Source organism: Pseudomonas sp. FP1740, assembly GCF_030687165.1.
Lineage (GTDB): Bacteria > Pseudomonadota > Gammaproteobacteria > Pseudomonadales > Pseudomonadaceae > Aquipseudomonas.
In genome coordinates, this window is sequence record NZ_CP117461.1 from 570901 (window position 1) to 585934 (window position 15034).

Genomic DNA, 15034 nt, shown 5'->3' on the forward strand with positions numbered 1-15034 from the left:
TATAATTCTGCCAGACATCGGAGCCTGAAGACGCATGCCGCACACTAAAGATGAATTACCCGACGCGCTGTATAGCGCCGCGCAAGTCCGAGGGCTCGATGCGAGCGTGATCGCGGCCGGTACACCGGGCTTCGAATTGATGCAGTGTGCGGCACGGGCGACCTGGCGTGCGCTGGTCCGCCATTGGCCGAGCGGGCACGAATTGAGTGTGGTGGCCGGCCACGGCAATAACGCGGGCGACGGTTATCTGGTGGCCGTGCTGGCCCGACGTGCCGGCTGGCATGTGCGGGTGCTGGCCGCCGGCGACCCCGGGCGTTTGCAGGGCGATGCCGCGTCGGCCCATGCCGAGGCGGTGGCCGAAGGCGTGGCCATTCAAGGCTGGACCCCGCACTCCGAGTTGCGCGGCATTGTGCTGGATGCCTTGCTCGGCACCGGCCTGACCGGTGAAGTACGCGAGCCGTTCGCCAGCGTCATCGCCGCGATCAATGCCAGTGGGCTCCCGGTTGCGGCGGTGGATATCCCCTCGGGGTTGTGCGCCGATACGGGTCGCCAGCTCGGCATTGCGGTTCGAGCAGACCTGACGGTGACGTTCATCGGTTTGAAGGTGGGGTTGTTCACCGGTGACGCGGCGGATGTGGTGGGCGATTTGGTATTCAACGATCTGCACGTCGCCCCCGAGACATTTATTGGGGCCGAGATCAGTGCGCGTCGCCTGACGGCCGGTAATGTACCGCGTCTGGCCGGCCGCGCTCCAACTGCCCACAAAGGCAAATTTGGTCACGTATTGCTCGTTGGCGGTGATCGCGGTTTTGGCGGCGCCATCCTGCTTAGCGCACAAAGTGCCCTGCGCAGCGGTGCCGGCATGGTGTCCGTGGCCACGCGCAGTGAGCACGTTCCGGCCGCCCTGGCGCGTTTGCCGGAAGCCATGGTGCTCGGTACGTCGTCGGCCAATCAATTGATGGGCCTGCTGGAAAAGGCCACGGTGCTGGTCGTCGGCCCGGGGCTGGGGCAGGCCGCCTGGGGGCGCAGCCTGTTGTCGGCCGCGGCCAACGCGTCGCAGCCACAAGTCTGGGACGCCGATGCGTTGAACCTGTTGGCCGAAGGTGGCGTGAGCTTGCCCGCAGGTAGTGTCATCACGCCGCATCCGGGCGAAGCGGCACGATTGCTGGGGATATCGACAGCCGCCGTACAGGCTGACCGCCCGGCCGTGGCCCATGCCTTGAGCAAAAAATATACAGCGGTGGTAGTGCTCAAGGGCGCTGGCAGCCTGATTGCCAGCCCCGATGGGCGTCTGGCGCTGTGTCATCAGGGCCATCCGGCCATGGCGTCGGCCGGGTTGGGTGATGTGCTGGCCGGTCTGGTGGGCGCCTTGCTCGCTCAGGGCCTGGACGCGTATGACGCAGCCTGCCTGGCGGTCTGGCTGCACGCCAATGCCGGTGAGCAACAAGGTAAATTCGGCCGCGGGCTGGCGGCCAGTGATCTGATTCCAGCCATTCGTCAGTTGTTGGAGGAGCAAGCACCGTGTCTGAAGTAACCCTGTACCTGGCTGATGAGCAGGCCATGAGCGATTTTGGCGCACGTATCGCCAAAACCACCGGAGGGCACGGTCTGATCTTTCTTGAAGGGGATCTGGGCGCGGGGAAAACCACACTGTCCCGGGGCATCATCCGTGGCCTGGGGCATACCGGCGCGGTAAAAAGTCCGACCTTTACCCTGGTCGAGCCTTACGAGATCGGCGCCGTCCGCGCCTTCCATTTCGACTTATATCGATTGGTCGACCCCGAGGAGCTGGAGTACCTCGGCATCCGCGACTATTTCGATGACGACGCATTATGTCTTATTGAATGGCCCCAGAAGGGTGCAGGCTTTTTGCCAAAGCCCGACCTGACCATTACCATTAGCCCGCAAGACAGCGGGCGTTCGCTGAGAATTTTGCCCCAAGGCTCGCGTGGCGAGTCGTGGTGTGCCGTTTTGGCATTGGAATCCAAATAAATGATGGGGTTAGGTATGCGCTTTCGCGCGTTGGTTGCTGCCGTAGGGGTGTTGTTTTTGGCGGTGACCGTCGACGCTGTGGCCGAGACGAAGGTCAACAGTGTTCGCCTTTGGCGGGCGCCGGATAACACTCGACTGGTGTTCGACCTGACGGGGCCTGTCCAGCACAGCGTCTTTACCCTGACCGCACCGGATCGGCTGGTAATCGACATCAATGGCGCGACGCTCGGCTCGCCGCTGAACGTCTCCACGGCCAACACGCCGATCACGGCAATGCGTTCGGCTCAGCGTACGCCGACCGATTTGCGGGTGGTCATCGACCTGAAAAAAGCCGTCACGCCGAAGAGCTTCACCTTGGCGCCGAATGCCCAGTACGGCAATCGCCTGGTAGTCGACCTGTTCGACAACGCGGCCGACGCCGCGCCACCGCCTGCGCCAACACCGTCTGTGGCCACGGTACCCGCCGTACCCGTCACGCCGTCCGAGCCTTCGATCAAGCTGCCACCTGCACCGGCTGGCAAGCGCGACATTATCGTGGTGATCGATGCCGGTCACGGCGGTGAAGACCCGGGCGCCTCGGGCTCTCGCGGTCAGCGTGAAAAAGACGTGGTGCTGGCCATCGCCCGTGAGTTGCAGCGTCAGGTCAATGGCATGAAAGGTTTCCGCGCCGAACTGACCCGTACCGGCGACTACTTCATTCCGTTGCGCGGCCGTACCGAAATCGCCCGCAAGAAGGGCGCCGACCTGTTCGTTTCGATCCACGCCGACGCCGCGCCGTCAGCCGCTGCGTTCGGTGCGTCGGTGTTTGCCCTGTCTGACCGCGGCGCTACGTCGGAGACCGCCCGTTGGCTGGCCGACAGCGAAAACCGTTCCGACTTGATCGGCGGTGCCGGCAACGTCAGCCTCGACGACAAGGACCGGATGCTCGCCGGCGTGCTGCTCGACCTGTCGATGACCGCTTCCCTGACTTCCAGTCTGAACGTTGGCCAGAAAGTCTTGAGCAACATCGGTCGCGTCACGCCGCTGCACAAACAACGTGTCGAGCAAGCCGGGTTCATGGTGTTGAAGTCGCCGGACATCCCGTCGATCCTGGTGGAAACCGGGTTCATCTCCAACGCCAACGAAGCCTCGAAACTCGCGGCATCGAGCCACCAGCAGGCGCTGGCGCGCTCTATCAGCAGCGGCGTGCGGCAATTCTTCCAGCAGAACCCGCCGCCGGGCACTTACATTGCCTGGCTGCGCGATTCCGGCAAGATCGCCCAAGGCCCGCGTGACCATCGCGTGAGCCCCGGCGAAACCCTGGCGATGATCGCTGTGCGTTATCAGGTGTCTGCGGCCACCTTGCGCAGTGCCAACAACTTGCAAAGTGACGAACTGAAGATTGGTCAGACGTTGACCATTCCAGGCACTGAACTGGCGGCCAAAGAATGAACCAGGTGCTGACCAACACGGCGCGTATCGAGCTACTCAGCCCACGGCTGGCGAACCAGATTGCCGCTGGTGAAGTGGTTGAGCGCCCGGCCTCGGTGATCAAGGAGTTGCTGGAAAACAGCCTCGACTCCGGCGCCAAACGCATCGATGTCGATGTGGAGCAGGGCGGTGTCAAGCTGCTGCGGGTACGCGACGATGGCAGCGGCATTTCCGCCGATGACCTGCCTTTGGCCCTGGCCCGTCACGCCACCAGCAAGATTCGCAACCTGGAAGACCTCGAACAGGTCATGAGCCTGGGGTTTCGTGGTGAGGCGCTGGCCTCCATCAGTTCCGTGGCGCGTCTGACCCTGACTTCCCGCACTCGCGACGCCGATCAGGCCTGGCAGGTGGAAACCGAAGGCCGGGACATGGCGGCTCGCGTGCAACCAGCGGCCCATCCGGTGGGCACTTCGGTGGAAGTGCGCGATTTGTTCTTCAATACCCCGGCGCGCCGCAAGTTTCTCAAGACCGAAAAAACCGAATTCGATCACCTGCAAGAAGTGATCAAGCGTCTGGCGTTGGCGCGGTTCGATGTGGCATTCCATCTGCGCCATAACGGCAAAACCATCCTCAGCCTGCATGAGGCCCATGATGACGCGGCCCGCGCCCGGCGTGTGGCGGCGATCTGCGGGGCGGGCTTTCTGGAGCAGGCGCTGCCGATCGAAATCGAACGCAATGGCCTGCATTTGTGGGGTTGGGTCGGGTTGCCGACCTTCAACCGCAGCCAGGCGGATTTGCAGTATTTCTTTGTGAATGGCCGTGCCGTGCGCGACAAACTGGTGGCGCACGCGGTGCGTCAGGCTTATCGCGACGTGCTGTTCAACGGTCGGCACCCGACATTCGTGCTGTTTTTCGAAGTCGATCCGGCGGGCGTCGACGTCAACGTGCACCCGACCAAACACGAAGTGCGTTTCCGTGACGGGCGCATGGTTCACGACTTCCTTTACGGCACTTTGCACCGCGCCTTGGGCGATGTGCGTCCGGAAGACCAGTTGGCCGCGCCTGTCGCGACAGCCATGGTCCGGCCGACCGGTATCGAAGCCGGCGAGTTCGGCCCGCAGGGCGAGATGCGTCTGGCGGCCAATGCGCTGCTGGAGCAGCCTCAGGCCCAGCCGTCCTTCAATACTTCGGCGGGCTCTGGCGCCGGTGCCGGTTATCAGTATCAATACACGCCACGGCCTCAGTCCGGCGTGCCCGTCGCCGAAGCCCAGGCGGCCTATCGCGAGTTCTTCGCGCCGTTACCCGAAGCCAACGCAGTCGCGCTGCCGGCCGGGCAGGACGACATTCCGCCGCTGGGTTATGCACTGGCGCAGCTCAAGGGCATCTACATTCTTTCGGAAAACGCCCAGGGCCTGGTGCTGGTAGACATGCATGCCGCCCATGAGCGGATCATGTACGAACGCCTGAAAGTCGCCATGGCCAGCGAAGGCCTGAGCGGTCAGCCGTTGCTGGTGCCGGAGTCCCTGGCGGTCAGCCAGCGCGAAGCCGATTGCGCAGAAGAAAACGTCGCCTGGTTCCAGCGTCTTGGTTTTGAATTGCAGCGCCTTGGCCCGGAAACCCTGGCCATCAGGCAAATCCCCGCGTTGCTGAAACAGGCCGAGGCCAACCGACTGGTTAGCGATGTGCTGGCGGATTTGATGGAATACGGCACCAGCGACCGGATTCAGGCGCACCTGAACGAACTGCTCGGCACCATGGCCTGCCACGGTGCGATTCGCGCGAATCGGCGCCTGGCCTTGCCGGAAATGAACGGTCTGCTGCGGGACATGGAAAACACCGAGCGCAGCGGTCAATGCAACCATGGCCGACCGACCTGGACCCAACTGGGCCTGGACGATCTGGACAAACTGTTCTTGCGCGGTCGTTGATGAGCCAGTTCCCTCCCGCGATTTTCCTGATGGGGCCGACGGCCGCCGGCAAGACCGACCTTGCCATCGAACTCACCAAGGTCCTGCCCTGCGAGCTGATCAGTGTCGATTCGGCGCTGGTTTATCGCGGCATGGACATCGGCACCGCCAAGCCCTCCAAAGAGATCCTGGCCGAATTCCCGCATCGTCTGATCGACATTCTCGACCCGGCCGAGAGTTATTCCGCCGCGGATTTCCGTCGCGATGCGTTGCAAGCCATGGGCGAGATCACCGCGCGGGGCAATATTCCGCTGCTGGTGGGCGGCACAATGCTCTATTACAAGGCTTTGCTCGAAGGTCTGGCCGACATGCCGGCGGCCGATGCGGACGTTCGTGCGCAAATCGAAGAAGAGGCTGCACGCCTTGGCTGGCAAGCCCTGCACGATCAATTGGCGGTGATTGATCCGCAATCCGCGGCGAGAATTCACCCGAACGATCCGCAGCGCCTTAGTCGTGCACTGGAAGTTTATCGCGTCAGCGGCCAGAGCATGACTGAGCTACGCTTGCGACAATCTGCGCAAAGTACTGAAGCAGCCGCTTCGGGACTGCAACAATTGCCCTATACTGTCGCGAACTTGGCCATCGCTCCGGCAAATCGCCAGGTACTGCACGAGCGCATTAAACAAAGATTCACAAATATGTTGGAACAGGGATTCGTCGATGAGGTCGTAGCCCTGCGAGATAGAGGTGACTTGCATTCCGGGTTGCCGTCTATACGTGCTGTAGGTTATCGACAAGTCTGGGATTACCTGGATGGCAAGCTGACGCAAGCCGAGATGCAGGAGCGTGGAATCATTGCCACGCGCCAATTGGCGAAGCGCCAGTTCACCTGGCTGCGCAGTTGGGCTGATTTACACTGGTTGGACAGCCTCGATTGCGACAATCTGCCGCGCGCCTTGAAATACCTCGGGACCATCTCCATATTGAGCTGAGTCCTTGCAATTGCCGTCTATCCTTGGGGGTGTGACGGCCCCAAGCCATCTGTTTACCAATTTTTTATATTGAATCCTTAAAGGAGTGCGGCACATGTCAAAAGGGCATTCGCTACAAGACCCTTACTTGAATACTTTACGTAAAGAGAAAGTGGGGGTTTCCATCTACCTGGTCAACGGGATCAAACTGCAAGGCACGATCGAGTCTTTCGACCAGTTCGTTATCCTGCTGAAAAACACCGTCAGCCAAATGGTTTACAAACACGCTATCTCTACAGTGGTGCCAGTTCGTCCAATTCGTCTGCCTAGCGCAACCGAATCCGAAGCAGGTGACGCTGAGCCAGGTAACGCCTGATAGGAGTCTCCTTTGTTCTTTGAGCGCCACGGTGGTGGTGAGCGGGCAATTCTCGTTCACTTGGATGGTCAGGACCCTGAGGCGCGCGAAGATCCGCAGGAGTTTCAGGAGTTGGCAATTTCGGCTGGTGCCGAGACCGTCGCGTTTTTTAACGTGCCGCGTCATCGGCCAACCGCCAAAACCCTGATCAGCAGCGGCAAGGTCGAAGAGTTACGCGACCTGGTCAAAGCCGAACAGGTCGATCTGGTGATTTTCAATCACATCCTCACGCCCAGTCAGGAACGTAACCTCGAACGTATTTTCGAGTGTCGCGTGATCGATCGCACGGGTCTGATTCTCGATATCTTCGCCCAGCGCGCCCGCACCCATGAAGGCAAGCTCCAGGTCGAACTGGCCCAGCTTGAGTACATGAGTACGCGTCTGGTTCGCGGCTGGACTCACCTTGAGCGGCAGAAGGGCGGTATCGGCCTGCGCGGGCCGGGTGAAACCCAACTGGAAACCGACCGGCGCCTGCTGCGGATTCGTCTGCGTCAGATCAAGGGGCGCCTGGAAAAGGTCCGCAGCCAGCGCGAGCAGTCTCGTCGCGGGCGCAAGCGTGCTGACATTCCGACGGTTTCACTGGTGGGTTATACCAACGCCGGCAAATCGACGCTGTTCAACTCGGTCACCGATTCCGACGTCTTTGCCGCCAACCAGCTATTCGCGACCCTCGACCCGACCTTGCGCCGACTCGAGCTCGAGGATCTCGGGCCGATCGTGTTGGCCGACACCGTGGGCTTCATTCGTCACCTGCCGCACAAACTGGTCGAAGCATTTCGAGCTACGCTCGAAGAGTCGAGCAACTCCGACCTGCTGTTGCACGTGATCGATGCGCACGAGCCTGATCGTATGGCCCAGATCGAACAGGTCATGGTGGTGCTCGGGGAGATCGGGGCACAAGACTTGCCGATCCTTGAGGTATACAACAAACTCGATTTGCTAGAGGGGGTTGAGCCGCAGATCCAGCGCGATGCCGATGGCAAGCCGCAGCGGGTCTGGTTGTCGGCCAAGGACGGTACCGGCCTGGACTTGCTCAAGCAGGCAGTGGCGGAACTGTTGGGCAGCGATTTGTTTGTTGGCACCTTGCGCTTGCCGCAACGTTTTGCTCGACTGCGTGCGCAGTTTTTCGAACTCGGTGCGGTGCAAAAAGAAGAACACGACGAAGAAGGCATCAGCCTGCTGGCCGTTCGCTTGCCACGGATCGAATTGAATCGACTCGTGAGCCGCGAAGGTCTGCAACCGATGGAATTCATCGAGCAACACACTTTGCAATAAAAGCCTGAGAAAGCGGTTGTGCCGCGGTGACAGGCATTCTGTAGCATTGGTCGGCGCGCCGTGGGTGCGTCTTTGCTTTATCAGATGGAGAGCGCTATGGCTTGGAATGAGCCGGGTGGCAACTCGAATAATCAGGATCCTTGGGGTGGCAAGCGCCGCAATAACGGCGACCGCAAGGGACCACCGGATCTCGACGAGGCCTTCCGAAAGCTGCAGGAAAGCCTGAACGGGTTGTTCGGTGGTGGCAAGAAACGCGGTGACGAGGGTGGTGGTCCGGGCAAGAGTGGCGGCTTTGGCGGCCTGCTCGGCATCGGTCTGACCGTGCTGGCGGCCGTGTGGCTGTACAGCGCTGTCTACGTGGTCGACGAGCAGGAGCAGGCCGTGGTGCTGCGCTTCGGCAAATACTATGAAACCGTCGGCCCGGGCCTGAACATCTATTTCCCGCCGATCGATCGCAAGTACCTGGAAAACGTCACGCGTGAGCGTGCCTACACCAAGCAGGGTCAAATGCTGACTGAAGACGAAAACATCGTCGAAGTGCCGCTGACCGTGCAGTACAAGATCAGCAACCTGCAGGACTTCGTGCTGAACGTCGATCAGCCGGAAATCAGTCTGCAGCATGCGACCGACAGTGCCTTGCGCCACGTGGTGGGTTCTACCGCCATGGACCAGGTGCTGACCGAAGGTCGTGAATTGATGGCCAGCGAAATCAAGGAGCGTCTGCAACGTTTCCTCGATACCTACCGCACCGGTATCACCGTCACTCAGGTCAACGTACAGAGCGCTGCTGCACCGCGTGAAGTCCAGGAAGCCTTCGATGACGTGATCCGCGCCCGTGAAGACGAGCAGCGTTCGCGTAACCAGGCTGAAACCTACGCCAACGGCGTTGTACCGGAAGCCCGTGGTCAGGCCCAGCGCATCCTCGAGGATGCCAACGGTTACCGCGACGAGACCGTCTCCCGCGCCAAGGGTGAGGCTGACCGCTTCACCAAGCTGGTGGCCGAGTACCGCAAGGCGCCTGAAGTTACTCGTCAGCGTCTGTACCTGGACACCATGCAGGAAATCTTCAGCAACACCAGCAAGGTTCTCGTGACCGGCAACAAGAATGGCCAGAGCAATCTGCTGTATCTGCCGCTGGATAAGATGGTCGAGGATGGTCGCCGCACCAGCGCTCCGGTGACCGGCGCGGCAGCCAGCAGCAACGAAGTGAATGTGCGTGCGGCAGCAGATCTGCAGCAACAGCAGGCACGTACCAGGGAGAGTCGCTGATGAGCAATAAATCGCTGATCGCCCTTATTATCGGCGTCGTCGTGGCGATCGTTGCCTGGAACTGCTTCTACATCGTGGCTCAGACCGAGCGTGCGGTGTTGCTGCAGTTCGGTCGCGTGGTCCAGGCCGATGTTCAGCCGGGCCTGCATGTGAAAGTGCCTTACGTCAACAAGGTGCGCATATTCGATGCGCGCCTGATGACGCTGGATGCACCGACACAGCGCTTCCTGACGCTGGAAAAGAAAGCCGTAATGGTCGATGCCTACGCCAAGTGGCGCGTGAAAGATGCCGAGCGCTTCTACACCGCGACTTCCGGCCTCAAGCAGATTGCCGACGAGCGTCTGTCCCGTCGTCTGGAGTCGGGTCTGCGTGACCAGTTCGGTAAACGCACCCTGCACGAAGTGGTATCCGGTGAGCGTGATGCGCTGATGGCAGACATCACCGCTTCGCTGAACAAGATGGCAGAAAAAGAGCTGGGCATTGAAGTTGTCGATGTCCGGGTCAAAGCCATCGACCTGCCGAAGGAAGTGAACCGCAGCGTGTTCGAACGTATGAGCACCGAGCGTGAGCGTGAAGCTCGCGAGCACCGCGCCAAGGGTAACGAGCTGGCCGAAGGCATCCGTGCCGACGCCGACCGTCAACGCCGCGTGCTGCTGGCTGAAGCCTATCGTGAATCCGAAGAGGTTCGCGGTGACGGTGATGCCCAGGCTGCTGCGATCTACTCCAAGGCATACGGCCAGGATCAGGAGTTCTACGCGTTCTACCGTAGCCTGCGTGCCTACCGTGAAAGCTTCGCGAACAAATCCGACGTCATGGTCCTGGACCCGAGCAGTGACTTCTTCCGTTACCTGGAAAAAGCCAAGCCTTGATACGACGTTGACCTGAATCGTCCCCCGCCTGGCGGCTAAAGCCTCGGGCGGGGTGATCCTTTGGGAAAACGTGTGTATGATGCGGCAGCCGGGAAATTCCCGGCTTTTTTGCGTCTGCACGTTTGATTGCTGTTTTTATGCAGACGCCCGAGTTGAATGACTCGACAGGTTTTTCGAGGAAAGTGGTTGGCGAAGCCGGTTCCAGGCTTTTCGCCACGTTGTTCATGCGCGGGGTTTATGCACATGAGCCGATCATTTTCTGCTTCACTCAAGGCTCGCCCAAAGGCTTGCTGCCCGGATCATAGGGGAATGGCGTAATGGCAACGGTAGACCGCTGGCTGCTGCCAGATGGCATCGAAGAAGTACTGCCACCGGAGGCTGCGCGCATCGAAGTTGCGCGTCGCCAGGTGTTGGATCTGTTCCAGAGCTGGGGTTACGAGTTTGTCGTGACTCCCCATATCGAGTACCTGGAATCCCTGCTGACCGGAGCAGGCCAGGACCTCGATCTGCGCACCTTCAAGGTCATCGACCCTCAGTCGGGCCGGCAGATGGGTTTCCGTGCCGACATCACGCCGCAAGTGGCGCGCATCGATGCGCACACCCTGCGTCGCGAAGGCCCGAGCCGTCTGTGCTATGCCGGTAGTGTGCTGCATGCTCAGCCACGTGCGTTGTCGTCCTCGCGCAGCCCGATTCAACTGGGCGCCGAGTTGTACGGCGATGCCAGCCCGAGCAGCGACGTGGAAGTCATCAGCCTGATGTTGGCCATGCTGCAACTGGCCGATGTGCCGGATGTGCACATGGACCTCGGGCATGTCGGCATCTACCGCGGCCTGGCCCGCGCCGCCGGTTTGTCCGGCGAAGTCGAGCAACAGTTGTTCGATGCATTGCAACGTAAAGCCATCGACGAGGTCATTACCTTGACCGAAGGCCTGCCTGCCGATCTGTCGGGCATGTTGCGAGCGCTGGTCGACCTGTGTGGCGGTCGTGAAGTGTTGAGCGCTGCCCGCGAGCGTCTGGCCAATGCGCCGGCGCCTGTTCTGGCGGCCCTGGACGATTTGCTGGCGATTGCCGAGCGTCTGTCCACGCGTTTTCCGGAGTTACCGCTGTACTTCGACCTGGGCGAATTGCGCGGCTACCACTACCACACTGGTGTGGTGTTCGCCGTGTTCGTGCCAGGTGTTGGCCAGTCCATCGCTCAGGGCGGTCGTTACGACGATATCGGTGCCGACTTCGGTCGCGCCCGTCCGGCGACAGGCTTCTCCACCGATTTGAAAACCCTGGTGACCCTGGGGCGTGCTGAGATCGAGCTACCGTCTGGCGGTATCTGGATGCCTGACAGTACGGATGCAGCACTCTGGCAGCAGGTTTGCCAGTTGCGCAGTGAGGGTCAGCGTGTCGTTCAGGCATTGCCTGGGCAACCTTTGGCCGCCGCCCGTGAAGCGGACTGCGACCGGCAATTGATTCAGCAGAACGGGCTTTGGCAAGTATCGCCACTGGCTTCTTGAGTTTTCCTGCCGGCCGCCGCCGGCACCAAGTTTGCGCGAATGAGGACAAGTGTTATGGGTAAGAATGTCGTAGTCCTGGGCACCCAATGGGGTGATGAGGGCAAAGGCAAGATCGTTGATCTGCTGACCGAACATGCTGCCGCCGTAGTGCGCTACCAAGGTGGCCACAACGCTGGTCACACTCTGGTGATCGACGGCGAAAAAACCGTCTTGCACCTGATCCCGTCTGGCGTCCTGCGCGAAGGCGTGCAGTGCCTGATCGGTAACGGCGTGGTGGTTGCACCCGACGCCCTGCTGCGGGAAATCAACAAGCTGGAAGAGAAAGGCGTACCGGTGCGCGAGCGCCTGCGTATCAGCCCGTCCTGCCCGCTGATCCTGTCCTATCACGTAGCGCTGGACCAGGCCCGTGAAAAGGCCCGTGGCGAGCTGAAGATCGGCACCACTGGTCGCGGCATCGGCCCGGCTTACGAAGACAAGGTAGCCCGTCGCGGTCTGCGCATCGGTGATCTGTTCCACCGTGAGCGTTTCGCCGCCAAGCTGGGCGAGTTGCTGGACTACCACAACTTCGTACTGGTCAATTACTACAAAGAGCCAGCGATCGACTTCCAGAAGACACTCGACGAGTGCATGGAATACGCCGAGCTGCTCAAGCCGATGATGCTTGACGTCACCGCAGAGCTGCACAACCTGCGTCGTGCCGGCAAGGACATCATGTTCGAAGGCGCCCAGGGCTCCCTGCTGGACATCGACCACGGCACCTACCCGTACGTCACCAGCTCCAACACCACCGCTGGCGGCATCGCCACCGGTTCGGGTGTTGGTCCGATGTTCCTGGATTACATCCTCGGCATCACCAAGGCTTACACCACGCGCGTCGGTTCCGGTCCGTTCCCGACTGAGCTGTTCGACGACGTTGGTGCGTTCCTGGCCAAGCGTGGCCACGAGTTCGGCGCCACCACTGGCCGTGCCCGTCGTTGCGGCTGGTTCGATGCCGTGATTCTGCGTCGCGCTATCGATGTGAACAGCATCTCGGGCCTGTGCCTGACCAAGCTGGACGTGCTGGACGGCCTGGAAACCATCAACATCTGCGTAGGCTACAAGAACGAAGACGGTGCAGTGATCGACGCACCGACCGACGCCGACAGCTACATCGGCCTGGAGCCGGTGTACGAGCAGATGCCGGGCTGGAGCGAGTCGACCCTGGGTGCCAAGACCCTGGAAGAGCTGCCTCAGGCCGCGCGTAACTACATCAAGCGCATCGAAGAGTTGGTCGGCGCGCCGATCGACATTATTTCGACGGGCCCGGACCGCAACGAAACCATCGTTCTGCGTCACCCGTTCGCTTAATAAGTCGTTGATGTAAAACACAAAGGCCCCTTAATCGGGGCCTTTGTCGTTTATGCCTGTTGGACGGCATGACCTTTGCTGTGAATATCGCCTTCAGAATGCCATCAATTTAATGGCGTTAGAGTAGAGGGATTTCCTGTGTCGGCCGTTCTCTCACTGTTACAAAGCCGTTTGTTGCGGCCCGTGTTCGTTACCCTTGGTATCGCCCTTTTGGTGCAGGTGCTGGTGGCTGTCGCTCTGACCCGGAGCACGGTGACTGCGCTGGAAACCGATCTGGGCGTGCGCCTGGGCGCCGATAGCCAAAAGCTCTCCGGTGAGCTGGAGCAGGCGGGGCGTGAAGTCACGTCGAGCCTGGATAACCTGTCCAGCAGTACCCGTCAGCGCCTGACCGCTGGGCTGTCTTCACGTTTGAAAGACGAGCAGGCTCAACTGCGTACGACGCTGGAGAAGGACTTGAAGGAGTCGGCCAACGACATGGCGCAACTTCTGGCCTCGGTCGCACCCCGCGCCATGTGGGATAGCGACATTCCTACCCTGTCCGAATTCGCTCGCCGCGCCCAGCGCAATCCCAACGTGTTGTTCGTGGTCTATGACGACGCCACGGGCCAGCACCTGACGCGCTACCTCAACCGGGAGAACCCGATCAACAAGGGCCTGCTGGAGAAAGGTCAGGGCGAGCGGGCGCTGGACAAGGTGCTGGATGCAGCGAAGAGCGATCCTTCGGTCTACTACCTTGAAGCTTCGATCAGTCCCAATGGGGTGGAAATCGGCAAGGTCTTGATGGGGGTCTCAACTGCCTCCGTGGAAACCGATCTGGCGGCGCTGGACAAGCGTTTCTCGGCGCTGATCGCCAGCAGCGATCAATTGGTGGGTGACAGCCTCAAAGGTGCAGCGGCCGACAGCGCAACGGCAATGCGCGGGCGTCTGCAATCGGCGCAGTCCACTGCTTCTGAAATGAAAGCCAACACCACGGGCGCCGTGCAGGAAGCCGCGGGGGCTTTGCGCTGGCGCATCGGCATGGGCCTGGCGGTGGTGGGTTTCGGTGTGCTGCTGTTACTGGCGGTGGTGCTGGGGCGTCGAGTGGTCAATCGCCTGAAAATGCTTATTGTCGCAATGGATGACCTGGCAGCGGGTGAGGGCGACCTGACCAAGCGCGTGCAGATCAACAGCCAGGACGAGATCGGCGACATGGCCTCGGCGGTTAATCGCTTTGTGGATAAGTTGCAGCCGATCGTGCGCGAGGCGGGCGATGTGGCCCAGCGTACCGGCGTGGAAATCGGCGCCATGACCCTGCGCAATGCCGGTGCCGATGCAGCGGCTGGTATGCAGCGTGATGAAGTGGCCGAAAGCCTGCGCGCGTTGTCGCAAATGGCTGACGAGGCTCAGTCTGAAAGTCATGCCATGCAGGCCGCTTTGCAGCAGGTGGTGGACATTCGTCAGGCCACGGATGAGAACACCCGGACTTCGGCGAAAGTCGGCAGTCTCATCGAGGCATTGGCCGGACAAGTCGACACCGGTGCGAAAGTCATCGAGCGTCTGGCACAGCAGAGTGAGCAGATTGAAGTGGTGCTGACGGTGATTCACGGGATCGCCGAACAAACCAACTTGCTGGCGCTGAACGCGGCCATTGAAGCGGCGCGTGCCGGCGAGACCGGTCGCGGGTTTGCCGTGGTGGCGGACGAGGTGCGGGCGCTGGCGAGCAAGACGCAGAGCTCCACCGGTGACATTCAGGCGCACATTGTTGCGCTGCAGCAGGGCGCGCGTGAGGCTGTGGCGGCAATCGGGCAGGCTGGGCGTCAGGCCAGTGAAGGTTTGCTGGTGTTACGCGACAGTGCGCGGTTGCAGCAGTCGGTGCAGGCGTCGGTCGAGCAGGTACATGCAGCGATCGGCCTGGCGACCCAGGCCGCGGCGCATCAGGCGCAAGGTGCGCAGGCTGTGCGTGGGCGGGTTGAGACCATCCATGCTCAAGCTGAGAAAGCAGCTCAGGCGGTGGTGGAGACCACGGCCAGTGGCAAGGTGCTGGATGGGTTGGCGGCGCAGTTGAAGGCGAGCCTGGGGCAGTTCAGGGCTTGAT

Annotated in this window: 12 protein-coding genes; all 12 read left to right on the forward strand. The window is 61.0% G+C overall.

Going from position 1 to position 15034, the window contains the following annotated elements; all coding sequences use genetic code 11:
* Positions 1-34 precede the first annotated feature (34 nt).
* The 12 genes from PSH69_RS02505 (at position 35) to PSH69_RS02560 (ending at position 15033) form a co-directional block, all read left to right on the forward strand.
* Positions 35-1534 (forward strand): NAD(P)H-hydrate dehydratase, encoded by a 1500-nt coding sequence (locus PSH69_RS02505; RefSeq protein WP_305410948.1) that lies wholly within the window; start codon positions 35-37, stop codon positions 1532-1534.
* Positions 1522-1992: a tRNA (adenosine(37)-N6)-threonylcarbamoyltransferase complex ATPase subunit type 1 TsaE gene (gene tsaE / locus PSH69_RS02510; protein ID WP_018928505.1), complete on the forward strand. Its 471-nt coding sequence runs from the start codon at positions 1522-1524 to the stop codon at positions 1990-1992. The genes PSH69_RS02505 and tsaE overlap by 13 nt, the downstream gene beginning before the upstream one ends.
* On the forward strand, positions 1993-3423 hold the full coding sequence (locus tag PSH69_RS02515; protein ID WP_019582199.1) for an N-acetylmuramoyl-L-alanine amidase: 1431 nt from the start codon (positions 1993-1995) through the stop codon (positions 3421-3423).
* Positions 3420-5330: a DNA mismatch repair endonuclease MutL gene (gene mutL / locus PSH69_RS02520; protein ID WP_018928503.1), complete on the forward strand. Its 1911-nt coding sequence runs from the start codon at positions 3420-3422 to the stop codon at positions 5328-5330. The genes PSH69_RS02515 and mutL overlap by 4 nt, the downstream gene beginning before the upstream one ends.
* Complete coding sequence (miaA, locus tag PSH69_RS02525; protein ID WP_086944079.1) at positions 5330-6301, forward strand: tRNA (adenosine(37)-N6)-dimethylallyltransferase MiaA; 972 nt, start codon at positions 5330-5332, stop codon at positions 6299-6301. The genes mutL and miaA overlap by 1 nt, the downstream gene beginning before the upstream one ends.
* Positions 6302-6395: 94 nt before the next feature.
* Positions 6396-6656 (forward strand): RNA chaperone Hfq, encoded by a 261-nt coding sequence (gene hfq / locus PSH69_RS02530; RefSeq protein ID WP_007902656.1) that lies wholly within the window; start codon positions 6396-6398, stop codon positions 6654-6656.
* A 12-nt stretch (positions 6657-6668) separates the two neighbouring features.
* Positions 6669-7970: a ribosome rescue GTPase HflX gene (hflX, locus tag PSH69_RS02535; RefSeq protein ID WP_007939591.1), complete on the forward strand. Its 1302-nt coding sequence runs from the start codon at positions 6669-6671 to the stop codon at positions 7968-7970.
* A 96-nt stretch (positions 7971-8066) separates the two neighbouring features.
* Positions 8067-9239, forward strand: a complete 1173-nt coding sequence (gene hflK / locus PSH69_RS02540) for an FtsH protease activity modulator HflK (protein WP_105340474.1) — start codon at positions 8067-8069, stop codon at positions 9237-9239.
* Positions 9239-10108, forward strand: coding sequence for a protease modulator HflC (gene hflC, locus PSH69_RS02545; RefSeq protein ID WP_086944078.1), 870 nt, complete (start codon positions 9239-9241; stop codon positions 10106-10108). Before hflK ends, hflC begins: the two co-directional genes overlap by 1 nt.
* 317 nt (positions 10109-10425) lie before the next feature.
* On the forward strand, positions 10426-11613 hold the full coding sequence (locus tag PSH69_RS02550) for an ATP phosphoribosyltransferase regulatory subunit (RefSeq protein WP_007939588.1): 1188 nt from the start codon (positions 10426-10428) through the stop codon (positions 11611-11613).
* Positions 11614-11667: 54 nt separating this feature from the next.
* Positions 11668-12960, forward strand: a complete 1293-nt coding sequence (locus PSH69_RS02555) for an adenylosuccinate synthase (protein ID WP_018928499.1) — start codon at positions 11668-11670, stop codon at positions 12958-12960.
* 138 nt (positions 12961-13098) lie between these two features.
* Entirely contained in the window at positions 13099-15033 is a 1935-nt protein-coding gene (locus tag PSH69_RS02560; protein WP_019582203.1) for a methyl-accepting chemotaxis protein, read from the forward strand.
* Position 15034: the final 1 nt, after the last annotated feature.